Here is a 22,167-nt window from a genome sequence, read left to right as displayed (position 1 = left end):
CACACCTTAGACTAGGCAGCTTGTGCCCGGCACTTGGCACAGGTCCCGCGGAACTCGATCACCGCCTTCTTGGCGGCAAAGCCGGTGGAGCGCACCCATTCGTCCAGCCGGTGACCGACATCATGGTCGGACATTTCGCTCACCTGGCCACATGTGTCGCAGATGGCGAAGGCGGTCATGGAATGGCTGTGATCGTGCGGCTCGACGCAGGCGACGAAGGAATTGAGGCTTTCCAGCCGATGCACGAAGCCGGACTTCACCAGCGTATCGAGCGCGCGGTAGACCTGCAGCGGCGCGCGGAAACCCCGCTCGCGCAGTTGGTCAAGCAAGGTGTAGGCGCTGAGCGGCCCGCTGGCGGCCTCGAGTTTCTCGAGCACGCACAGCTGGTTCTTCGTCAGCACATCCCTTGCCGCCATGATCCTGTTTCCGACCTGCCTTGTGTCACATACAAGCCGTTTCCACATGCAAACGGCCCGTCCCATTCAGATAGCGACGAACCGCTGTCTTTGCTACTCCTCTATTGAAACGCGCTGGCGCGGCATTCCGCGAACGACAACGACGGGAGGGGCTCCCGCCGTCGTTGTCTACCGGCTTCCATGCCTACTTCCTCGGCGGGCCGTTGCGCTCGGCCGAGGCTGCCCACAGATTGATGTCGGACTCGCGCGCGTAATTGTCGATCTCGGCAAGCTCGGCGTCGCTGAAGTCGGGCGCCTTCAGCGCGCCGACGCAGTCCTCCACCTGCTCCGGCCGGCTGGCGCCGATCAGCGCCGATGTCACCTTGCCCTTGCGCAGCACCCACGCCAGCGCCATCTGCGCCAACGTCTGGCCGCGGCGGCCCGCGATCGCGTTCAATGCCTGTATGTTGGCGATGGTCTTGTCGTTGATGAAGGCCGGCCGCAGCGACTTGCCCTGGGAGGCACGGCTGCCCTCGGGGATGCCGCCGAGATATTTGTCGGTCAGCATGCCCTGTGCCAGCGGCGAGAACACGATGGAGCCGACGCCCAGCCCATCAAGCGTATCGAGCAGGCCATCGTCCTCGACCCAGCGGTTCAGCATCGAATAACTCGGCTGATGGATTACGCAAGGCGTGCCGAGCCGCTTCAGTATATCGGCCGCCTCGCGCGTGCGCTGCGAATTGTAAGACGAGATGCCGACATAGAGCGCCTTGCCCGCGCGCACCGCATGGTCGAGCGCGCCCATCGTTTCCTCCAGCGGCGTATCCGGATCGAAGCGGTGCGAATAGAAGATGTCGACATAGTCGAGCCCCATCCGCTTCAGGCTCTGGTCGAGGCTGGCCAGCAAATATTTGCGTCCACCCCATTGGCCGTAGGGCCCCGCCCACATCTCGTAGCCGGCCTTGGTCGAGATGATGAGTTCGTCGCGGTAGACGGCGAAGTCGGTGCGCAGTATCTCACCGAATGCAATTTCGGCCGAGCCGGACGGCGGCCCGTAATTGTTGGCGAGGTCGAAATGCGTGATGCCGAGGTCGAAGGCCTTGCGCACGATCGCCTGCTTGGTCGTGTGCGGCGTGTCGTTGCCGAAATTGTGCCACAGCCCCAGCGAGATCGCCGGCAGCTTCAGGCCGGACCGCCCGCAGCGGTTATAGACCATTTTTTCATAGCGGTTTTCGGCGGCGACATAGGGCATGGGGAAAATCCTCGAAGCTGGATGGACTGGGCACTGTCATCGCGAACGCGACGCGCAGGCCCTGCGCCCCAACCCTTACCCTCTCCCCGCGAAAACGGGGAGAGGGTTCATCAAAATTATCGATAATCCGCGATCTAGCTCTTCTTCGCCATCAGCGCCTTGGCTTCCTTGATGCCGAGCGCGGCTGGACGTTCGCAGGTGGTCTGCATGGCGACGAACTTGCCGGTTTCGCCCGAGCGCAGGATTCCCGTCATGACGTCGACGGCGTGCAGCGCCAGCTCCATCGAGCAGCGGTGCGGCCTGCCCTCGGAGATCGCAATCGCCATGTCGGCGAGACCGGCGGTGCGATAATTGGCCATCATGCCCTGCGAATGCATCTCGTTGGGTACGCCGAACGGATGCTGCCATTTCGGCAGCTTCTTGACCGGCTTGGCCGCTTCGGTGAAGCGCACGTCGCCGCCGAAGAAGTTCGGATCCGGCACGAACACGCTCCCCATCTCGCCATAGAGCTCCATCGGCGCATGGCCGTGGCTCCAGACGTCCCAGCTGGTGTTGAGCGTGATCACGGCTCCGTTCTCGAACTCCAGCAGGCCGTGGATGGTGGTCGGCGTGTTGACCGGGATCCTTTCGCCCGCGCGCGGCTTCGAACTGATCGTGCGTTCCTTGGCCGGGGTTGTGGCGAAGGCCGCCACCTGCTTCACCGGTCCGATCAGCTGGATCAGATTGGTGATGTAATACGGCCCGATGTCGAGCACGGGGCCGGCACCCGGCTGGAAGAAGAAGTCCGGATTGGGGTGCCAGTGCTCCATGCCGTGCCCCATGACATGGCAAGTGCCGCTGGTGATCCTGCCGAGCTTGCCGGTATCGATCAGGTTGCGCACCAACTGATGCGCGCCGCCGAAGAAGGTGTCGGGTGCCGAGCCGATGCGAAGTCCCTTCTTCTCCGCCCGCTTCTTCAAGTCGAGCCCCTCCTTGACCGAAAGCACGAAGGGCTTTTCCGAATAGACATGCTTGCCCGCGTCGAGCACCTGTTTCGACACTTCGTAGTGCACGGCCGGAATGGTCAGGTTGACGATGATGTCGATGTCGTCGGCCTTGAGCAGGTCCTCGACCGTCTCGGCGCGCAGCTTGAACTCCTTCGCCCGCGCTTTCGCGGCGCCCATGTTGATATCGGCGCAAGCCCGCATCCTGATGCCGCGAAACAGCGGCGCCAGCGAGAAATATGCCTTCGAGATGTTGCCGCAGCCGATGACGCCGACGCCAAGTTTGTTTGCCATGATGCTTGTTCCTAATAGGCCGTTACGGTTGCGATCGAACGGCGGGCGAAGCGCTCGATGTCATTGGGATTGTCCTGTTCCATGACGAAATATTTGGCCGCGCTCTTGGCCCGCAGCGCCTTGATCAGGCCGGCCCAGTCGATCGTGCCGTGGCCGACATCCGACCAGCCGTCCTCGTCCAGCCCCTCGCCCGGCCTTGCCATGTCCTTGACGTGAACGGCAACGATGCGCTTGCCGTGCCTTTCGATCCAGGGCAGCGGATCGGCGCCGCCGCGCACCACCCAGGCGACATCCATCTCCCAGCCGATGTCGGGCGCGGAAGCCAGGATGTGATCCTGCGGCAGCGAGCCGTCGGCGAGTTTCTTGAACTCGAAATCATGATTGTGCCAGGCAAAGCCGTAGCCGGCCTTCTTCGCCGTCTCGCTGACCTTGGCAAGGCGTTCGCCGAAGCCGCGCCAGCCGGCAGCGTCCGACGGCCTGGACTCAGGCATGAGATAGGGGCAGATCAAAAGCTTGATGCCGAGCGCTTCAGCTATCCTGCGCACGCCGTCGAAATCCTTCTCCAGCGCATCGATGGAGAAATGCCCGGTCGGCATGGCAAGGCCGTTTTTGTCGAGTTGAGCGCGGAAGGCCTTGGGATCGTCATAGACGCCGCCGAAGCCTTCGACCTCTGTGTAGCCGAGCTTGCCGAGCATCTCGAGCACGCCTTCCCAGGGCTGAAAATTGCGCGCGCTGTAAAGTTGGAATGACCAGTTCATCGTCTTTGTCCGTTCTGCTTGGGGGATGGTTATCGGGCTTTAGATGCGGCTGCCGGTTTGGGCGTCGAAGAGCGAGGCGCGCATCGGGTCGAAGCCCACCGTCACCGCCTCATCGTTCTTGGGCGTCCGTTCCGAGGTGACCCGGACGCTGAAATTCTGCTGCGCAAGTTTCAGCCACACCAGCGTGTCGGACCCCATCGGTTCGACCACCTCGACATTGGCCGCCGTCGAGAACGGCCAGCCCGTGCCGCTGTTCAGGCTGACATGCTCGGGCCTGATGCCGAACACGGCAGGGCCGGCTTCCGGTTGCTTGTCGAATTGATAGGTGCCGAGTGGAACCTTGAGATTGTCGACCACGAAAAACCAGTCGCCAGCGTGTTTCTCGAGCCTGCCGTCGATGAAGTTCATCGCCGGCGAGCCGAGGAAGCCGGCGACGAACCGGTTGACCGGTTTGTTATAGATGGTCTGCGGCGCGTCGAGCTGCTGGATGACGCCGCCGCGCATGACCGCGATACGGTCGGCCAGCGTCATCGCCTCGATCTGGTCATGAGTGACGTAGATCATGGTATTCTGCAACTTGCGGTGCAAAAGCTTGATCTCGACGCGCAGTTCGGAGCGCAGCTTGGCGTCCAGGTTCGACAGCGGCTCGTCGAACAGGAACACGTCGACGTCGCGCACCAGCGCGCGCCCGATCGCCACGCGTTGGCGCTGGCCGCCGGAGAGCGCCGCGGGCTTGCGCTGCAACAACGGCTCGATCTGCAGGATCTCGGCGGCGCGCGCTATGCGCTTCGCGATCTCGTCCTTGGGCACGCCCGCGACGCGCAGCCCGAAGGATAAGTTCTTCTCCACCGTCATCTGCGGATAGAGTGCGTAGGACTGGAACACCATGCCGATGCCGCGGTCCTTGGGCTCTTCCCAGGTGACGTTCTTGCCCTTGATGAAGATGCGGCCGTCCGAAATGTCGAGCAGTCCGGCGATGCAGTTGAGCAAGGTCGACTTGCCGCAGCCCGAGGGTCCGAGCAGCACTATGAACTCGCCCTCGGCGACGTCGAGGTTGAGCGTCTGCAGCACCGAGACCAAGCCGAAGTTCAGCGACAGGTCCTGGATCGAAACGCTGGTGCCGTTTGCCGCCATCGACATCACCCTTTCACCGCGCCGGCGGCAATGCCGCGCACGAACAATTTGCCGGAAATGAAGTAGACGACCAGCGGCACCAGCCCGGTCAGGATGGTGGCGGCCATGTTGACATTGTATTCCTTCACCCCCTGCACCGAGTTGACGATGTTGTTGAGCTGCACCGTCATCGGATAGGTGTCGGGGCGCGTATAGACGACGCCGAACAGGAAGTCGTTCCATATGCCGGTCACCTGCAGGATGACGGCGACGACGAAGATCGGCAGCGACATCGGCAACATGATGCGCAGATAAATGCCCCAGAAGCCGGCGCCGTCGACGCGCGCAGCCCTGAACAGTTCCTCCGGCATGGAGGTGAAATAGTTGCGGAACAAGAGCGTCAGGATTGGCATGCCGAAAATGGAATGCACGATCACCAGGCCGCTCAGGCTGCCATAGAGGCCGATCTCGCGCAGGATGATGACGATCGGATAGATCATCACCTGATAGGGGATGAAGGCCCCGACGATCAGGATGACGAAGAACGTGTCGGCGCCCTTGAAGCGCCAATTGGCCAGCGCGTAGCCGTTCACCGAGGCGATTGCGATCGACAGGATCACCGAGGGGACGGTGATGCGCACCGAGTTCCAGAAGCCGCGAGAGAGACCGTCGCAGTTGAGACCGGTGCAGGCCTGCGACCATGCCTTGACCCACGGCTCGAACGTGATCTCGACCGGCGGCGAGAAGATGTTGCCGAGACGAATTTCCGGCATGCCCTTGAGCGAGGTGACAACCATCACATAGAGCGGCAGCAGGTAATAGAGCGCCACCACGATGAGCGTGCCGTACAGGAAGATGTTGCGGCGCGAGAACATGTGCCGGGGCTTCGGTCCGCTCGGTCCCGAGGCATCGGCGCGAATGGCGGCTTGGGACGCGGCCAGGGAGACGGCATGATCAGACACGCTTGCGGCCCCCGAATTCGAGATAGGCCCACGGCACGATGACGATCATCACCGACAAGAGCATCATGGTCGAGGCGGCAAAACCCTGGCCGAGGTTCTGGGCGAAGAACATGTAGTCGTAGACATATTTTGCTGGCACTTCAGAGGAAATGCCGGGACCGCCGCTGGTCTGCGCGACGACGAGGTCGTAGACCTTGACGATGCCCGACGCGATGATCACCAGCGTGGTTATGAAGACCGGTCGCATCATCGGGATGATGATGAAAAGATAGGTCTTCCAGGTGGGGATGCCGTCCACCCGCGCGGCCTTCCAGATGTCCTCGTCGATGCCGCGCAGGCCGGCCAGCATCAGGCACATGATCAGCCCGGTGCCTTGCCACAGCGCGGCGATCAATATGCCGTAGATGACGATGCTCGAATTGTAGAGCGGATCGAAATTGAAGCTCGTCCAGCCGAGGTCGCGAACCACTCCCTGAATGCCGAAATCGGGGTTGAGCAGCCATTGCCAGACCAGGCCGGTGACGATGAAGGAAAGCGCGAAGGGATAGAGAAAGATGGTGCGGAACGTGTCCTCGAAACGGATCTTCTGGTCGAGCAGGGCGGCGAGCAGGAAGCCGATTACCAGCGAGAAGATGAGCGACAGCACGCCGTAGATCAAGAGATTCTCGATCGAGACGAGCCAGCGCGGCGTCGCCCACAGCCGGTAGTACTGGTCGAGCCCGACGAAATGCAGCCGCGGCAGAAGCTTCGAATTGGTGAAGGAATAAAGCACCGTCCAGGCCGTGCCGCCGACAAACACCACCAGCGCGGTGAGGATCATCGGGATCGAGGCGACCTTCGCGTTGAGATTGCGGAAGAGTTGGCTCGGGCGTTCGCTCTTGCTCATCGGTGCAGCCATGCTGGATCGGGTAAGGGCGGCAAGGTCGGCACGCCTCGCTCCCGGCCCTGCGGTGGCCGGGTCGGGAGCGAGGCGGCTCGTCGGCGGTCAATCGGCCGAGGCGATGATGTCGGCGAAGCGCTTTTGCGCTTCTTCGAGCGTCATGTCGGGCTTGGCGAAGAACTCCGAGAACAGGTCCTCCTTCTGCTTCTGGCTGTCCTGCGAGAGCAGTTGGTCCGTCCAGGGAATGACGGCGCCCTTGGCCAGGATGTCGAGCCCCTTCTTCATGCAATCATTGGCAGCGTTGAGGTCGACGTCGCCGCGCACCGGCAGCGAGCCTTTCTTGAGATTGAAGGCGACCTGGGTCTTGGGATCGAGCAAGGTCTCGGCCAGCACTTCCTGCGCCTTGGACTTGTCGGCGTCCTTGAGCAGCGGGAAGTAGAAGGCGTCGCCGCCGGTGGCGATGACCTCGTTCAGGCCAAGCCCGGGAAGGCAGGTATAATCCTTGCCGGCTGTCTTGCCGGCGACCTGGAATTCGCCTTGCGCCCAGTCGCCCATGATCTGGCCGCCGGCCTTGCCGGTGATGACCATGTTGGTCGCCTGGTTCCAGTCCTGCACATTGGTGTTCTTGGCCATCTTGCGCGCATCGTCGGCCGCCTTGAAGACCTTGGCGACTTCGGGACCGGCGGCGAACGTCGCATCCTTGTCCTTGTAGACCTTGAGGAAGGTGTCGGTGCCGCCCACTGCGGCGAGCAGTACGTCGAAGGCGCCCGATGCCTGCCAGGCCTGCCCGCCGACCGCGAGCGGGACGATGCCGGCCTTTTCCAGCGCCGGGGCGGCGGCGACATATTCGTTCCAGTTCTTCGGCACCGGCACGCCCGCCTTCTCGAAGGCCGCGTTCGACAGCCACAGCCACTGCCAGGAGTGAATATTGACCGGCACGCAATAGATCTTGCCGTCGATGGTACAACCGTCGAGCAGGCTCTTCGGCCGCACGACCTCGGTCCACTTGCCCTTGGTGGCGACATCGGTGAGGTCGCGCATCAGGCCTGCCTGCACCAGCTCTTCCGCCTGCCGGCCGTGATTGAACTGGGTGGCACCCATCGGGTCGCCGCCGGTGATGCGGCTGATCATGATCGGCCGCGCCGTGCCGCCGGACCCGGCGATGGCGCCGTCGACCCAGTGGTTGCCGGTTGCGTCGAAGGCCTTGGCGAGTTCGGCGACCGCCGCGGCCTCGCCGCCGGATGTCCACCAATGGGTGACTTCCAGATCGGTTGCGGCCGCCGGCCCGGCAAAATTCAACGCCACCGTCGCCGCAAGCGCGGCGGTCAGGAATTTGTATCGCATTTCGGTTTCCTCCCAGAATCTGAAACGTTACAGATTTTCGATACGGCAATTGCAAGATATGCGCAACCCTTCCCTTGAAAGTCAGTTCGATATTTTTCGAGCCGCGAACAAAATCCTTTCGGGATGGAGCCCGTTGTGCAGCGCAATACGCAAAATCCCACATGGCAAGACAGAAAGCTCGCAAGAAGCTTGCTCCCAATGCCTTTCCTGCTGATTCCCAACGCTTTTCGGCGGCGAGCCCATGCGGACTTTCGACCTCGGCCACAGCCTGGTCGAACACCGGTCGTGACAATCTGTAACGTTTCAGTATAGGCTTGTTCAGCTAAGGAGACGCGCCATGGGAGCGACGGCGGCGATTGCCGGCCTGGCCGGCGGCTGCTAAGCGCCTGACGGGGCGGGACGAATGGACAGACGGCGCACGGACAGCGATGACGAGACGTCGGCCAGGGAGCGGCCGACGCTGAAGACGCTTGCCTTCATGACCGGGCTCGGCGTCACCACCGTGTCGCGGGCGCTGAAGGACGCGCCGGAGATCGGCGCCGAGACCAGGCGCCGCGTCCAGCTCGTGGCCAAGCAGATCGGTTACCGGCCGAACCGCGCCGGCGTGCGCCTGCGAACCGGCAAGACCAACGTCATCAGCCTCGTGCTCAACACCGAGCACGAGATCATGAGCTTTGTCTCGGACATCATCTACGGCGTCACCGAAGTCATCGCCGATACGCCCTACCATCTGATCGTCACGCCCTACTCGCGCTCACAGGATCCGCTGGATCCGGTGCGTTATCTCGTCGAGACCGGCTCCGCCGACGGCGTCATCATTTCGCGCACGCAGCCCAACGATCCAAGGGCCCGCTACATGCTGGAGCGCGGCATACCTTTTGCAACGCACGGCCGCACCGATATGGGGCTCGTGCACCCCTATCATGATTTCGACAATTACGCCTTCGCGGCCGAGGCGGTGCGCCATCTGGCCGGCCTGGGCCGGCGTCGGCTGGCCCTGGTGACGCCGCCGGTAGGCCTGACCTATCACGGCCACACCGTGAACGGCTTTGCCGACGCGCTGAGCGAAGTCGGCGCCTCGGAGGTGCCGTTCAACACCGTTTCGATCGACCACTCGATCGAGCAGATCAGGATGAGGACCGCGCAGCTGATGCGGCGCGACATCAGGCCGGACGGCATCGTCAGCAGCGCCGCGGCCGCCACGCTTGCCATTGTTGCCGGCATCGAGGACGCCGGGTTGAAACTCGGCCGCGACATCGACGTGGTGTCGAAGCAATCGTCGGAACTGCTGCATCTGTTCCGCCGGGAACTGCTGATCGTCAACGAGAACTTCCGGCTGGCCGGCTCCGAGCTCGCCCGCGCCGTGCTCGGCTGGATCGGCGGCGCGGCGCCCGGCTCGCTGCAGTCACTCAGCGCGCCGGGCGAAGTTGTGGCCTATCGCGGCTGATTGAAGCCCCGCCGCCAGAGCAATTCCCGCGTAGCTTTCCTAAGGCATTGCCCAAAAAACAAAGAGATAGAGCGGTACGCCGTTCCGCGAAACGCTGAACCGCTAGCCGGCGGCGCCGCTCCCCCAGGGTCCATGGAAGGCGCCCTTGTCATCGATACGCTCGAAGCCATGCGCACCGAAGAAATCACGCTGTGCCTGGATCAGGTTCGAGGTCCCGCGGCCCTGGCGATAGCTGTCGAAATAGGCAAGGGCCGAAGACAGCGCCGGCACCGGCGATCCGGCTTCGGAAGCCCTGGCCACGACGCGCCGCAGTGACGGATGCGCCTCCTGCATCATGGTGATGAAGGCCGGCGCCATCAGGAGATTGGTCGAAGCGCCGCCGCGGCCGAAGGCTTCGGCCATGGTGTCGAGCATCTGCGATCGGATGATGCAGCCGGCACGCCAGATCTTGGCGATGGTCGGCATCGGCAGGTTCCAGTTGAACGCCTTCGAAGCGCCGCTCATCACGGCGAAGCCTTGCGCGTAGGCTGATATCTTGCCGGCGAACAGCGCCAGTTCCAGATCCTTGAGCAGGTCTGCCTTGTCGCCCGAAATCCTGGTGACGCCGATGTTGCCATAGGCTTTTTCCGCCGCAAGCCGCTCGTCCTTGATCGATGACAGGACGCGTGCCGCCACCGCCGCCTCGATGGCGGTCGCCGGAATGCCGAGTTGCTGTGCCTCGATAACGGACCATTTGCCGGTACCCTTCTGGCCGGCGCGGTCGAGGATGATGTCGACCACCGGCTTGCCGGTCTTGGGATCATCTGACGCCAGCACCTTGGCGGTGATCTCGATCAGGTAGGAGTTGAGCCGGCCCTTGTTCCAGCCGGCGAATACGGCGCCGATCTCCTTCGGCGCCATGCCCAGGCCATCGCGCAGGATGCCGTAGATCTCGCCGATCATCTGCATGTCGGCATATTCGATGCCGTTGTGGATGGTCTTGACGAAATGGCCGGCGCCGTCGGTGCCGAGCCAGGCCGCGCATGGCTCGTCCTTGAACTTGGCGGAGATTGCCGTCAGCACCTTCTCGACGCGCTTCCAGGACTCCTCGGTGCCGCCGACCATGATCGACGGCCCGTGGCGCGCACCCTCCTCGCCGCCGGACACGCCCATGCCGATGAAGGTGAGGCCGGAGCCCGCCAGCTCGGAAAAGCGCCGCATCGTGTCGCGGAAATTGGCGTTGCCGGCATCGATGACGATGTCATTATGGGACAGCACGCCGCGCAATGCGGCGATCTGTTCATCGACCGGCTTGCCGGCCAGCACCATGATGATGATCGGACGCGGCGGCCGGATCGCGGCGGCAAGTTCTTCCAGGCTGTAGCAGGGGACAACCATATCCCTGAGCGCGCCGGCATTCTCGACAAAGGCATCCGTACGCGCCTTGGTGCGATTGAAAACAGCGATGCGGTGCCCGTGCTCGGCGATGTTGAGCGCCAGGTTGGAGCCCATCGTGCCAAGGCCGATCAGGCCGATTTCGGCTTTTTCCATGTTTCTTCCCTGCTTTCGGATCTTGTTTGTTCGAGCCCGCGATTGCCCGGGTTTTTGCCAAGATGCATCCTGCCAGGATGATTGACGGGCCTTCAGGCTCGCGTCAACCGCCTCGCCGCATTGTGTTGGACAGCCATCACGGCCTGATGTCCACAAGCGCCTCGATCTTCACCATCTCGAAGTCGGAGACCAGTATGTCGATGCGCGCCATCCACCGGCCAGGAACCGGGATGACGAGATCGTCGACACGCCAGCTGCCGTCATCGGACTTTGTCGCCGCCCGCTTCAGCGGCTCGATGCCGGAGTCCGGCTTCGACAGCACCAGCGTCACCTCCTTGGCGTCGAGCGGCCCGAAATCGCCGGTCATGATGATCATCGAGGCGGCGACCGGCCCGGCATGGCCGGGCGTGATACTAAGGTCCGCCATCGCCTTCAGCGCGTGGATATGAACCGACACCGGCTGCGCCGCGGCAATCGCCAGCGCCCGTGGCGGCGGCGTGAAGCGCCAGCCGGCGGCAACACCGAAGATGGCGAGCACGATCAGTATTTCGACGCCGATCGAACGGGTGAGCCTGCGCCGCACTTCCGTCGCCCCCGCCTCGGCCATTGCCGTCAATCTCCAGCGGTTGACGGCGGCGAGCGTGAACAGGAAGACCAGCAGCGCAAGCTTGACCAGCAGCAGCCGGCCATAGGCGGTGTTGACCAGCGCTGCGGGTGTTTGCACCTGGATGACGGCCAGCACCACGCCCGCGGCGGCGAGCAAGGCCACCACCGGCATGATAGCGGCGGAGAACCGGCGAAGGAACGTGACCGCTTCGGCATCCTGCCGTTTCAGCGCGAGTCCGAGCGGCGCCAGCGCACCGGCCCAGAAGGCAATGCCGGCGCCGTGCAGGAACACCATCGGCCGCGTCAGCCATTGTGGCTCGGCGGCACTCGCGTGGCCGCTGGCCGCGAGCGCGAGGCCCGTTCCGGCCAGGCCGGCGAGCGCGAGGGGCCTGGCGGCCGCGCGCGGCCCGGCCAGCGACAAAAGACCGAGCCCCAGCGCGATCAACGCGATCAACGCCGTCCAGCCGAAGCTGGTGCCGAGACCGGCGGTCCAGATGGCCGGCTGCGCCATATGCGAGAGCGGCGCGCCGAGCGCATCCAGCCCTTGAAAGCCAAGCGACAGGGTTGCCGCGACCAGCCCGCACAGGATTGCGGCGGCGACGAAGCGCTGTCCGGCGCGGCCACCCCGCGCCAGCCAGGCGAGAGCGAAGGCGCCGCCGACCCCGAGGAATAGGCCGATATAGAGGCAGACCTTGCCGATCCAGATCGCCGAGCGCAATTGCCAGTCGACGGCTTCGGAAACAGCCGGCGGCTGGCTCGCCGCGCCGATGGAAAACAGCAGAGAGCCGCCGACCGGATGACCGTCGGCGGAAATCACTCGCCAGCTCAGCACATGCGTGCCCGATCCAAGTGCCTGCGGATCGTCGATCACGACGGTCTGGTCGCTGAGGCGGAAGGACGTCAGCGGAACGGGCGTGCCGTCGGGCTTCACCAGCGTCAGCACCAGTGGCGAGACCGGTTCGCTGAAAGTCAGCGCGAATTGCGCCGGGGCCTGCGACAGCACGGCGCCGTCGGCCGGATCGGTCTTGATCAGCGCGGCGTGCGCAAAGGCCTGATTTGTCGTGGCCACGGCAATCAGCATGGCCAAGGTCAGCAGCCCTATGGCAGCTCGGCCGATGAGCTTGCCGGTCGCGCGAACCGTCCTGGAAGGGAATATCACCGTCATGTCATTGCCATAAATGCGGCGCGCTCCGGACAATGGAGCGCACCGCGAGAGCTTACTTTTTCGGCGTGAGCTCGATGCCGGGCGCGGGGTTCTCCAGGGCGTCTTCGTCCTGCCCGGCCGCCGGGATTTCGATCCAGCGGTCGGCGGCGCCATCGCACTCCTGCACCACCGGGAAATAGAGTTTCTGACCCGCCGGGAGGTCTGCCGTCAGCATCGCACGGAAGACGAACTCGTCGTAGAATTCGTCTGGCAGATTGCCGCCGCTCCAATCGACCTCCTTGACGCCGTCGGCCACCGCCTGGCCGTAGAGCTGGTAGGATTTCTCGTACTTGCCCTTCTTGGTCTGCAGCGTCCAGCCGGGCTTCGGCATCGGCTTCACCGCGATCACCCCTTCCGGGATCTGCACGCGCACGGCGGTCGTCGCCTTGCCGTCACAGCCATGCGGCACCCGCAGGATGGCCTTGTAGGTCGAACCGACCGCCGCTTCCTGTGTTTCGAGCGTGACATGCGCAAAGGCGGCACTGGTCCCCAGCGCCAGAAGCGCGCCGGCCGACAGAAGATACTTGTTCATGATGGTCCCTCTGAATTCAATAGTTGTGGATGGCGCGGTCAATTGGCGTGGTCGTCCATGCCACCGCCCATGCCTTCGACAGCGAACTCGACGTTGACGGCGCCAGCCTTTTCGAAGGTCAGCGTGGCTGCGAATTCTTCGCCCTGCTTGGGTTGCCGCTTCAGGCCGATGAACATCAGGTGATAGCCGCCGGGTGCTAGCGCCACCTTGCCGCCGGCCGGGATTTCCAGGCCGCCCGTCACCGGCCGCATGGTCATGACGCCGTCCTTGACGCCCATTTCATGCAGCTCTGCTTTTTCGGAGACGTCGGAGGAAATCGACAGCAGCCGGTCGGGTGCATTGCCCTTGTTGGTGATGGTGAAATAGCCGCCGGCCACCTTGGCGCCTGTGGGTGTCGCGCGCGACCAGGGATGCTCGATCTCGAGATCGCCGGCCTTGAATTCATGCGCGCAGACGGCCTGGGCACCGAAGAACAACAGCACAAACGCCAGCACGGCAAGGCCGACACGTTCATTGAAACGGCGCAGGAATTTGGTGCGGCCGCCCGAAGGAGGCGCCGCGATATGAAAAGCTTGGGACATGGTTTGCTCCATGAATAGGGGATCGCGCCGTTGGCCAGTCGCGAACGATTCGTTCTTTGGATGAAAGCACCGGCGGAAGGTTCCGCCGGGCGTACAGCAGGCTCAGGCCGAAAGCGGCGGCGCGCGCGGGTTCGACGGCGACCGCTGGCGCGCGAAATTGAGATGCGTGGCCGCCGGAAAGATGAAAACGACGGCTTCGAACGAAAGCGAGGCCAGCGCAAGCCCGGCATCGGGTGGCGGCGCAAAGGCCGCTGAAACCATGCTGCAGCCCAGCATGCAGCATGCCGGCAGATGCGACGGATGCGGGCCGCCATCGGGAAGCTGGGCAGTGCCCTCGTGGGTGCAGATGACGTTGCCGAAGGCGTCGATTTGCGAGGCGGCCGGTCCGGTGGCGAAGGCGAATGCGCTCAGCGTCGACTGAAGCAGCAGCAGGTAGGCCGCGACAAGCGCGACCGGAATGCTCCACCGTCTCCCCTTTTTGGTCAAATGACTTGCCTGTTCAAACCATCTGCATCTTCAAGCGATCACCGGAAGATGTCTACCACGGCAGCAAGAGACGGAAAATCGGCAAATCGGTGCTGCGGCAACGCGGCGCGATCAGGGCCTCTGTGGGTGCCGGCTCTCGGGGATCGAGGTCAGCAGCGTCTGGCGCGCCGACTTCAAATGCTTGCGGCAGGCGGCATCGACCTTGCCCAGGTCGCGTGATTTGAGCGCCGCGATATAGGCCAGATGCTCGCCGATCGCGATTTCGTTGCGCTCGCGCTCCTGCGCCTTGTTCCACTGGTAGTGGTAATGGAAGATCATGGCGATGACATCATAGAAATCGACGATGAAGCGGTTGTGCGAGGCGCGGTGGATCAGCCGATGGAAGCGCTCGTCGAGCTCCGAGAATTCGTTGAAGCGCGTGGCGATGTCACGGGCGAGGCCGCGGTGTTCCTCTTCGAGATTGTCGAGATCGGCCCACACCGCGCTGTCCTGCGGCAGTGCGGTGAACGCCGATGCCGAGCGCAGCTCGAACATCTCGCGGATTTCCGTCAACTCCAGCGCGAAGGCGCGGGTGAAACCCTTCAGCACCCAATGGCTGTTGCGGCGCTTCTCGATCAGGCCGAAGCGGGAGAAGCGGATCAGGAACTCGCGCACGCTGGTGGTGCCGACGCCGATCTCGCGCGCCAGTTCGAGCTCATTGATCTGCATGCCGGCCTCGGCGCCGCCGGCGAGCAGCCTGCGCATGAACGACCGCTCGATGATCTCGGCCAGCGTGTCGGTCTCTTCCTCGGGAAAGAAATCATCGGGGCGCGTTTCGCGCAGCACCGTCTTGGCGCGCTTGTTCCAGGCGATCAATCCGGTTTCTTCCATGCGCGCAAGGATGCTGCGCACAGTGGTGCGGCTGACGCCGAGCAGCGTACCCAGCTCCGGTTCCGAAGGCAGGCTGCGCGTCTCGTCGAGCAGCCTGAGGCACCTGTTATAGGCATCCTTGTAGACGTTGTTGCTCTTCGACATGCCCTGACCCATCGCTGGCCGGCGCTTGCGGCGGCCGGCTTGAAGCGCAATATGACGTTCCTATCGCCCTCGAAAGCGGAATCGCTTTGCCGAGGGGCTCGCTTACCGGTTGCAGCGCCGCTACTCATCCAGCCGCACAGGAACTGCCGGAAAAAACAATTGACGCAAAACTGTTTTTTCACGATAAAAGACATTAACTCTTAACAGGCGCGTGTCAATCCGCGCCTCCCAGGATCACCCCAGGAAACGCCCGTGAACGCCTCCAACTCAATTCTTCTGTCCCCAGCCGACAATGTCGCGGTCGCCAATGGCCGCATCGAGACCGGCACCGCGCTGCCCGGCGGAGCGCTTGCCGCCGCCATCATCGAGCCCGGCCACAAGGTGGCGATCAAGCCGATTCCCGCCGGGTCCGCCGTGGTCAAATATGCCCAGGCAATCGGCCGCGCCACGCAGGACATCGCGCCCGGCGAGCATGTCCATTCGCACAATCTGGTGTTCGAGGCCGGCCGCCTGCCGGTGGTACCGCCAAGCGAGGCCGAGCATGCGACCGAGGCCGACCGCGCCCGCACCTTCATGGGTTATCGCCGCGCCGACGGCCGCGCCGGCACGCGCAACTTCATCGGCATCATCGCCAGCGTCAACTGTTCGGCCACCGTCTGCCACGCCATCGCCGACGCGGCCAACCGCACGCTGCTGCCAAAATATCCCGGCATCGACGGCTTCGTCCCGATCGTTCACGGCCAGGGCTGCGGCATGAGCGCCACCGGCGACGGCATGATGGTGCTGCACCGCACATTGGCCGGCTATGCCCGCCATCCCAATTTCGGCGGCGCGCTGATGGTTGGGCTCGGCTGCGAGGTCAACCAGCTCACGCTGTACGGCCAGAAGGGTGCGGCCGCCGGTAAGCGCCATTTCAACATCCAGGACGCCGGCGGGTCGCGCAAATCGGTCGAAAAGGCCATGGGCGTACTGGCCGAGATCGCCGAGGAAGTCGGCGAGCTCAAGCGCGAACCGATCCCCGTGAGCGAGATCGTCGTCGGCCTGCAATGCGGCGGCTCCGACGGCATGTCGGGCATCACGGCCAATCCGGCGCTGGGCGCTGCGGTAGACATTCTGGCCGGCGTCGGCGGCATCGGTATTCTCTCCGAGACGACGGAAATCTACGGCGCCGAACATCTGCTCGCCTATCGCGCCGCGACGCCCGAGATCGCCAAGAAGCTCGATGGCTACGTCAAGTGGTGGGAAGACCACGTCGCCAAGCACGGCGCCTCGATCGACAACAACCCCTCGCCCGGCAACAAGCGCGGCGGCCTCACCACCATCCTGGAGAAATCGCTGGGCGCGGTAGCCAAGGGCGGCCAGACGCCGCTCAACGGCGTCTTCGGCTATGCCGAAAAGGTCACCGGCAGCGGGCTGGTGTTCATGGACACGCCCGGCTACGACCCGGTGTCCGCCACCGGCCAGGTGGCGGGCGGCGCCAACATCATCGTCTTCACCACCGGCCGCGGCTCCTGCTTCGGCTGCCGGCCGACGCCGTCGATCAAGGTCGCCACCAACTCGACCATGTATCATCAGATGGAAGAGGACATGGACGTCAATTGCGGCGTCATCGCCTCCGGCGAGAAGACCATCGCCGGCATGGGCCGCGAGATCTTCGAACTGATCGTCGAGACGGCCTCCGGCCGCAAGACCAAGAGCGAGGATTTCGGCTACGGCGACAACGAGTTCGTGCCCTGGCATCTCGGCGCGACGCTCTAGCTCTTTGAAGTCGCGCAGTCCGGAAAGTGGCCACGAACTTTCCTGGAATGCTGCGGCTTGAGGTCTTGGAATCTGCCGCGCCGGATAATGGCGGGCAACGGGGAGGTTGTGCATGGAAAAACGCCGCATCGGCCAGACGGCGCTCGAGGTCACCGAAGTAAGCTTCGGCGGTGCCGCGATCGGCGGGCTCTACCGCGCCTGTTCGCGCGAGGCGGCGATGGAAACGTTGCAAGGCGCGTGGGAGGCGGGCCTGCGCTATTTCGACACCGCGCCCTTCTATGGTTTCGGCCTGTCGGAGCGGCGTTTCGGCGACTTCCTGCGCTATAAGCCGCGCGATTCCTATGTGCTGTCGACCAAGGTCGGGCGCCTGTTCCGGCCCGTTCCGGAGGATCAGGTTCCCGATCACTCCTATGTCGATCCGCTGCCCTTCGCGCTCGACTACGACTATTCCTATGACGGCATCATGCGCTCGGTCGACTTCAGCTATGCGCGGCTTGGTCTAAACAGGATAGACATCCTGTTTGTGCACGACATCGGCGTGTACACGCATGGCGTCGAGAAGACCAAAATGCACTTTCGCCAGTTGATGGACGGTGGGCTCAAGGCGCTCGAAGAACTGAAAGACTCCGGCGTCATTTCCGCCTACGGGCTCGGCGTCAACGAAGTCCGGATATGTCTCGACGTGATGCGTCGCGCGCCGCTCGATTGTATCCTGCTCGCCAGCCGCTATTCCTTGCTCGATCGCAGCGCCGAAGCCGAACTTTTGCCGCTCTGCCGCGCCCGACAGACTTCGCTGGTCATCGGCGGTGTGTTCAACTCCGGCATATTGGCGACCGGACCGGTGCAGGGCGCCCATTTCGACTACAAGCCCGCCAGCGGTGACGTGCTCGACCGCGTCGGCGCGATGGAGCGGATCGCCGCCGAAGGTGGTTACCCGCTCGCCGCCGCCGCGTTCCAGTTCCCCCTCCAGGAATCCTCGGTCGCCACCGTGCTGACCGGCACCGCCAAGCTGGCGAACCTGACCCGCAATCTCGAACTGCTTGATGTCGACGTGCCTCAGGCGGACTACGCCAGATACCGCCCCTACACCGTAGTGCAGGAATTGGCATGAAGTGCCCGATCCGCCCGGGCGAAGGCGTGCGATCGCGGGGCTTCACGATCCCGCGAACCGAAGAAGGAACGGGCATTCTATGTTGACTAATTTATGGAATTAATATTCCATACGTTAGTCACGCGAAACGGAAGCGTCGGGCAGCGTGGGGAGAGCAAGGCGCCAGTGCGGTCATGACCGCCGTGCCCCGAGGATGGCATAAACACCGCTTGCATCGACCGGATCGATGCACTATCAAAATGCTGCAACTGTTTTTTATTGATAAAGTTCTGTTTGGCTACGCCTATCCGAACCGAGCTTCCGTATCGTTCACCGGGCGACCTAGGGAGGAATTCCATGAAATTCGTGACCAGCATTCTCAATCGCCGCGCTGTCATGGCGCTGGCGGCCGCGTCGATGCTTGCCGGCGTCATGCACTCGGCGCCGGTTTCGGCGGCGGACGTGACCATTCCGATCATCGTCAAGGACACCACGTCCTTCTACTGGCAGATCGTCCTGGCCGGGGCCCGCAAGGCCGGCAAGGATCTCGGCGTCAACGTGCCGGAGCTCGGCGCCCAGGCAGAGACCGACGTAAACGGCCAGATCTCGATCCTCGAAAACGCCGTCGCCAGCAATCCGGCGGCGATCGTCATCTCGCCGACCGAGTTCAAGGCGCTCGGCAAGCCGATCGACGAAGCCGCCGCCAAGGTCAAGGTTATCGGCATCGATTCCGGCGCCGACTCCAAGGCCTTCACCTCCTTCCTGACCACTGACAACGTCCAGGGCGGCCGCGTCGCCGCTGACGGCCTCGCAGCGGCCATCGGCGAAGCCAATGGCGGCAAGATCGAGGGCGACGTTGCCCTGATCACCAACACGCCTGGCGCCGGCTCGCTCGAACAGCGCAAGCAGGGCTTCATCGAACAGCTCAAGGCGAAGTATCCAGGCCTGAAGCTGGTCGCCGACAAATATGCCGACGGCCAGGCCACCACCGGCCTCAATATCGCCACCGACCTGATCACGGCCAATCCGAACCTCAAGGGAATTTTCGCTTCCAACCTGATCATGGCGCAGGGCGTCGGGCAGGCTGTCGCCGAAAACAGCCTCGGCGGCAAGCTGGCGCTGGTCGGCTTCGACAGCGACGAGAAGCTGATCAAGTTCCTCAACGACGGCGTCATTTCCGCCCTCGTCGTCCAGGATCCCTACCGGATGGGCTATGACGGCATCAAGACCGCACTTGCCGCCTCCAAGGGCGAAAAGGTCGAGACCAATGTCGACACCGGCGCCAACCTGGTCACCAAGGCCAACATGAAGGATCCCAAGATCGACGCGCTGCTCAACCCGAAGCTCAACTGAGCATCGGCACGCGCAACTGTTTCCGGGGCCTCTGCGCCCCGGAAACAACAGGGAGGATTGCCATGACGCCGACCGCGCAGGAACTGCATCCGGCCCCCGTGCTGGAGCCCGGTAGGACCATCCTCGAGCTGCAGGGTCTGGAAAAGCGCTATCCCGGCACGCATGCGCTGAAGCCTGTGACCCTGGCCTTCAAGGCGGGAGAGATCCACGCCATCGTCGGCGAGAACGGTGCCGGCAAGTCGACCCTGATCAAACTTCTGACCGGCGTCATCCCGCGCACCTCCGGAGAGGTTGTGTGGGAAGGCAAGCCGGCTGCCCTGGCGACGCCGCACGAAGCCATGGCGCTCGGCATCAACGCCGTGCACCAGGAAGTCGTGCTCTGCCGCCACCTGACCGTCGCCGCCAACATGTTCCTCGGCGAGGAGAACTCGCGCTTCGGCATCCTCCAGCAACGAGCCATGGTCAGGGAAGCGCAGAAGATCATCGACGGTCTCGGCTTCGACCTGCCGGCGCATGTCGTGCTCGGCGATCTCACCATCGGCCAGCAGCAGCTGATCGCCGCCGCCCGAGCCACCGTGCGCGGCACCAAATTCCTGATTTTCGACGAGCCGACCGCCTACCTCACCCGCAAGGAGGCCGACCAGCTGTTCACGCTGATCCGCCGCCTGAAGGGTGAAGGCGTCACCATCATCTACATCAGCCATCGCATGGAGGAGGTGTTCGAGCTCGCCGACCGCGTCTCGGTGCTGCGTGACGGCACGCTGGTCGGCACCCGCAACATCGCCGAGACCAATGAGCCGGAGCTGGTCAAGCTGATGATCAACCGCTCGATCGAGCAGATCTATCACAAGGAGCATTTCACGCCGGGCGCCGTCATCGCCGAGGCGCGGAACCTGTCCGGCAAGGGTTTCGAGAATGTCTCTCTGTCGGTGCGCGCGGGCGAGATCGTCGGGCTCTACGGCCTGATCGGAGCCGGCCGCAGCGAATTCGTCACCACCCTCTACGGCCGCCACCGCAAATCGGCCGGCCAGGTGTTGTGGGAAGGCAAGGAGGTGCAGGTCAACTCCGAGCACGACGCCATCAAGCTCGGCATGGCGCTGGCACCGGAAAGCCGCCGCGACCAGGGCCTGTGCCTCAACCTGCCGGTCGCATTGAATCTCAACCTGCCGATCTACAAGCGCATATCGAAAAATCTGCTGATCTCGTCTGCGCAGGAGAAGGCCGAGGCGGACCGGCAGATCGCCGACCTCAGGATCAAGACGCCGACGCGCGGCGCGCTGGCCTCCAGCCTGTCGGGCGGCAACCAGCAGAAGATCGTCATCGGCAAGTGGCTGGCGCACGGCGCCAAACTGTTCATCTTCGACGAGCCGACGGTCGGCGTCGATGTAGGCACCAAGGCCGAGATCTACCGGCTGTTCAGTGTGCTGTTGTCCAAGGGCGCGGGCATCATCCTGATCTCGTCCTATCTGCCTGAGGTCTACGAACTGGCTGACACGCTGCATGTGTTCAGGCGCGGCAAGCTGGTGGCCACGCATGGTTTCCGCACCGCCGATCACGAGGACATTCTGGGCCAGGCCCTGGCCGAGAAACAAGAAAAGACGGGAGGACAGACATGAGCACCGAGGCGATCCCTGCCGAAAAGCCGAAGCGCAACTACAATGCCCTGTTCGGGCTGACGCTGCTTGGCCTGCTGCTTCTGATGTGGGTCATCCTGGCGGTCGCCACGCCGTCCTTCGCTTCGGCGCTCAATATCACCAACCTGCTGCGCCAGGGTTCTCTGATCGCCATCCTGGCCGTCGGCCAGACCTTCGTCATCATCACCGGCGGCATCGACCTTTCCGTCGGCGCCATCGTCGGCTTCGCCACCGTCATCGTCGCGCTGCTGATCAATGCCGGCTGGCCGGTCTGGATCGCGGTTCTGGCGACGCTGCTGGTGGGGGTCGCCATCGGCCTGTTCCACGGTTTCGGCATCGTCAGGATGGGCCTGCCGCCCTTCATCATCACGCTGGCGACCATGACCTCGCTGCGCGGCATCGGTCTCCTGATGACCAATGGCAATTCGATATCGATCAACAGCGACGCGTTCCAGGCGTTTTCGCGCGGCTCGCTGCTGGGGATCCCCTATCTGTTCTGGATGGTAATCGTGGTTGCCCTGCCCTCCTACGTCTTCCTGCACCACACGCGATGGGGACGCTATCTCTTCTCCGTCGGCTCGAACGCGGAAGCCGCGCGCCTCTCCGGCGTCAACGTGCCGCGCACGATCTACATGGCCTATGTGCTGTCCGGCCTGTGCGCGGCTTTCGTCGGCGTGCTGCTCGCGTCCCGCATCGGCATCGGCAATCCGACGCAGGGCGACACCTACGAGCTGCAAGCCATCGCCTCGTCGGTGATCGGCGGCACGTCGTTGTTCGGCGCTATCGGTTCGGTGCACGGGCCGCTGATCGGCTCGTTCATCCTCTCCACCATCAACAACGGCGCCAACCTGCTCAACGTCAACACGTTCTGGCAGCGCGTCATCACCGGCATGTTGATCATCGTCATCGTCTACTTCGACGGCCTGCGCCGCCGAGGTGGCAAGTAAAATC

The 22,167-nt window shown here is 63.6% G+C and carries 20 protein-coding genes; 6 read left to right on the top strand and 14 right to left on the bottom strand.

Features of this window, described 5'->3' with window-relative positions; translation table 11 throughout:
• Positions 1-11: 11 nt before the first annotated feature.
• The 8 genes from FJ946_RS11220 to FJ946_RS11185 form a co-directional block, all read right to left on the bottom strand.
• Positions 12-416, bottom strand: coding sequence for a Fur family transcriptional regulator (locus FJ946_RS11220; protein WP_140500273.1), 405 nt, complete (start codon positions 414-416; stop codon positions 12-14).
• Between the two features lie 184 nt (positions 417-600).
• On the bottom strand, positions 601-1,647 hold the full coding sequence (gene mgrA / locus FJ946_RS11215) for an L-glyceraldehyde 3-phosphate reductase (protein WP_140566061.1): 1,047 nt from the start codon (positions 1,645-1,647) through the stop codon (positions 601-603).
• A gap of 134 nt (positions 1,648-1,781) precedes the next feature.
• Positions 1,782-2,924, bottom strand: a complete 1,143-nt coding sequence (locus FJ946_RS11210; protein ID WP_140566058.1) for a Gfo/Idh/MocA family oxidoreductase — start codon at positions 2,922-2,924, stop codon at positions 1,782-1,784.
• Between the two features lie 11 nt (positions 2,925-2,935).
• Complete coding sequence (locus FJ946_RS11205; protein WP_140566055.1) at positions 2,936-3,682, bottom strand: sugar phosphate isomerase/epimerase; 747 nt, start codon at positions 3,680-3,682, stop codon at positions 2,936-2,938.
• A 39-nt stretch (positions 3,683-3,721) separates the two neighbouring features.
• Entirely contained in the window at positions 3,722-4,822 is a 1,101-nt protein-coding gene (gene ugpC / locus FJ946_RS11200; protein ID WP_181167736.1) for a sn-glycerol-3-phosphate ABC transporter ATP-binding protein UgpC, read from the bottom strand.
• On the bottom strand, positions 4,822-5,715 hold the full coding sequence (locus FJ946_RS11195; protein WP_224618053.1) for a carbohydrate ABC transporter permease: 894 nt from the start codon (positions 5,713-5,715) through the stop codon (positions 4,822-4,824). The genes ugpC and FJ946_RS11195 overlap by 1 nt, the downstream gene beginning before the upstream one ends.
• A gap of 34 nt (positions 5,716-5,749) precedes the next feature.
• Positions 5,750-6,643, bottom strand: a complete 894-nt coding sequence (locus FJ946_RS11190) for a sugar ABC transporter permease (RefSeq protein WP_140566050.1) — start codon at positions 6,641-6,643, stop codon at positions 5,750-5,752.
• Between the two features lie 99 nt (positions 6,644-6,742).
• On the bottom strand, positions 6,743-7,981 hold the full coding sequence (locus FJ946_RS11185; protein WP_140558365.1) for an ABC transporter substrate-binding protein: 1,239 nt from the start codon (positions 7,979-7,981) through the stop codon (positions 6,743-6,745).
• Between the two features lie 403 nt (positions 7,982-8,384).
• Here FJ946_RS11185 and FJ946_RS11180 point away from each other — a divergent pair, with 403 nt between their 5' ends.
• Positions 8,385-9,428 carry a LacI family transcriptional regulator gene (locus FJ946_RS11180; protein ID WP_140500287.1) on the top strand — a complete coding sequence of 348 codons (1,044 nt, stop codon included), beginning with the start codon at positions 8,385-8,387 and terminating at the stop codon, positions 9,426-9,428.
• A gap of 102 nt (positions 9,429-9,530) precedes the next feature.
• Here the strand turns inward: FJ946_RS11180 and gndA are convergent, their stop codons facing one another.
• The 6 genes from gndA to FJ946_RS11150 all read right to left on the bottom strand — a co-directional run bounded on the left by gndA (position 9,531) and on the right by FJ946_RS11150 (position 15,381).
• The gene (gene gndA / locus FJ946_RS11175) at positions 9,531-10,979 is read right to left on the bottom strand and encodes an NADP-dependent phosphogluconate dehydrogenase (protein ID WP_281405859.1); all 1,449 of its coding nucleotides are present in this window, start codon (positions 10,977-10,979) and stop codon (positions 9,531-9,533) included.
• A gap of 115 nt (positions 10,980-11,094) precedes the next feature.
• Positions 11,095-12,729, bottom strand: coding sequence for a copper resistance CopC/CopD family protein (locus tag FJ946_RS11170; protein WP_140566044.1), 1,635 nt, complete (start codon positions 12,727-12,729; stop codon positions 11,095-11,097).
• 52 nt (positions 12,730-12,781) lie between these two features.
• Entirely contained in the window at positions 12,782-13,300 is a 519-nt protein-coding gene (locus tag FJ946_RS11165) for a YcnI family protein (RefSeq protein WP_140500293.1), read from the bottom strand.
• 38 nt (positions 13,301-13,338) lie between these two features.
• Positions 13,339-13,881 (bottom strand): copper chaperone PCu(A)C, encoded by a 543-nt coding sequence (locus FJ946_RS11160; protein WP_140522558.1) that lies wholly within the window; start codon positions 13,879-13,881, stop codon positions 13,339-13,341.
• A 102-nt stretch (positions 13,882-13,983) separates the two neighbouring features.
• Positions 13,984-14,340, bottom strand: a complete 357-nt coding sequence (locus tag FJ946_RS11155) for a DUF2946 family protein (protein WP_140500463.1) — start codon at positions 14,338-14,340, stop codon at positions 13,984-13,986.
• Between the two features lie 138 nt (positions 14,341-14,478).
• A complete protein-coding gene (locus FJ946_RS11150; RefSeq protein ID WP_140500297.1) occupies positions 14,479-15,381 on the bottom strand; it encodes a GntR family transcriptional regulator in 903 nt (300 codons plus the stop codon).
• Positions 15,382-15,633: 252 nt separating this feature from the next.
• On the opposite strand from FJ946_RS11150, the gene FJ946_RS11145 reads away from it, so the two are divergent.
• The 5 genes from FJ946_RS11145 (at position 15,634) to FJ946_RS11125 (ending at position 22,163) form a co-directional block, all read left to right on the top strand.
• Positions 15,634-17,139: an altronate dehydratase family protein gene (locus tag FJ946_RS11145; protein ID WP_140522560.1), complete on the top strand. Its 1,506-nt coding sequence runs from the start codon at positions 15,634-15,636 to the stop codon at positions 17,137-17,139.
• Between the two features lie 112 nt (positions 17,140-17,251).
• Entirely contained in the window at positions 17,252-18,250 is a 999-nt protein-coding gene (locus FJ946_RS11140) for an aldo/keto reductase (protein WP_140500301.1), read from the top strand.
• A gap of 336 nt (positions 18,251-18,586) precedes the next feature.
• The gene (locus FJ946_RS11135) at positions 18,587-19,582 is read left to right on the top strand and encodes an ABC transporter substrate-binding protein (protein WP_140513786.1); all 996 of its coding nucleotides are present in this window, start codon (positions 18,587-18,589) and stop codon (positions 19,580-19,582) included.
• Between the two features lie 62 nt (positions 19,583-19,644).
• Complete coding sequence (locus FJ946_RS11130) at positions 19,645-21,198, top strand: sugar ABC transporter ATP-binding protein (RefSeq protein WP_140566042.1); 1,554 nt, start codon at positions 19,645-19,647, stop codon at positions 21,196-21,198.
• The gene (locus FJ946_RS11125; protein WP_140500307.1) at positions 21,195-22,163 is read left to right on the top strand and encodes an ABC transporter permease; all 969 of its coding nucleotides are present in this window, start codon (positions 21,195-21,197) and stop codon (positions 22,161-22,163) included. Before FJ946_RS11130 ends, FJ946_RS11125 begins: the two co-directional genes overlap by 4 nt.
• Positions 22,164-22,167: the final 4 nt, after the last annotated feature.

The organism is Mesorhizobium sp. B2-4-7 (genome assembly GCF_006442685.1).
In the GTDB taxonomy this organism is placed as follows: Bacteria; Pseudomonadota; Alphaproteobacteria; order Rhizobiales; family Rhizobiaceae; genus Mesorhizobium.
This window is presented reverse-complemented; position numbering and strand designations above follow the sequence as displayed.

Excerpts from the sequence above, each read along its gene's own strand:
- FJ946_RS11185 (WP_140558365.1), bottom strand. The coding sequence starts at position 7,981 with ATGCGATACAAATTCCTGACCGCCGCGCTTGCGGCGACGGTGGCGTTG.
- FJ946_RS11160 (WP_140522558.1), bottom strand. The coding sequence starts at position 13,881 with ATGTCCCAAGCTTTTCATATCGCGGCGCCTCCTTCGGGCGGCCGCACC.
- FJ946_RS11150 (WP_140500297.1), bottom strand. The coding sequence starts at position 15,381 with ATGTCGAAGAGCAACAACGTCTACAAGGATGCCTATAACAGGTGCCTC.
- FJ946_RS11210 (WP_140566058.1), bottom strand. The coding sequence starts at position 2,924 with ATGGCAAACAAACTTGGCGTCGGCGTCATCGGCTGCGGCAACATCTCG.
- FJ946_RS11205 (WP_140566055.1), bottom strand. The coding sequence starts at position 3,682 with ATGAACTGGTCATTCCAACTTTACAGCGCGCGCAATTTTCAGCCCTGG.
- FJ946_RS11180 (WP_140500287.1), top strand. The coding sequence starts at position 8,385 with ATGGACAGACGGCGCACGGACAGCGATGACGAGACGTCGGCCAGGGAG.
- FJ946_RS11135 (WP_140513786.1), top strand. The coding sequence starts at position 18,587 with ATGAAATTCGTGACCAGCATTCTCAATCGCCGCGCTGTCATGGCGCTG.
- FJ946_RS11170 (WP_140566044.1), bottom strand. The coding sequence starts at position 12,729 with ATGACGGTGATATTCCCTTCCAGGACGGTTCGCGCGACCGGCAAGCTC.
- FJ946_RS11140 (WP_140500301.1), top strand. The coding sequence starts at position 17,252 with ATGGAAAAACGCCGCATCGGCCAGACGGCGCTCGAGGTCACCGAAGTA.
- FJ946_RS11190 (WP_140566050.1), bottom strand. The coding sequence starts at position 6,643 with ATGAGCAAGAGCGAACGCCCGAGCCAACTCTTCCGCAATCTCAACGCG.
- FJ946_RS11125 (WP_140500307.1), top strand. The coding sequence starts at position 21,195 with ATGAGCACCGAGGCGATCCCTGCCGAAAAGCCGAAGCGCAACTACAAT.
- ugpC (WP_181167736.1), bottom strand. The coding sequence starts at position 4,822 with ATGTCGATGGCGGCAAACGGCACCAGCGTTTCGATCCAGGACCTGTCG.
- mgrA (WP_140566061.1), bottom strand. The coding sequence starts at position 1,647 with ATGCCCTATGTCGCCGCCGAAAACCGCTATGAAAAAATGGTCTATAAC.
- FJ946_RS11130 (WP_140566042.1), top strand. The coding sequence starts at position 19,645 with ATGACGCCGACCGCGCAGGAACTGCATCCGGCCCCCGTGCTGGAGCCC.
- FJ946_RS11165 (WP_140500293.1), bottom strand. The coding sequence starts at position 13,300 with ATGAACAAGTATCTTCTGTCGGCCGGCGCGCTTCTGGCGCTGGGGACC.
- FJ946_RS11220 (WP_140500273.1), bottom strand. The coding sequence starts at position 416 with ATGGCGGCAAGGGATGTGCTGACGAAGAACCAGCTGTGCGTGCTCGAG.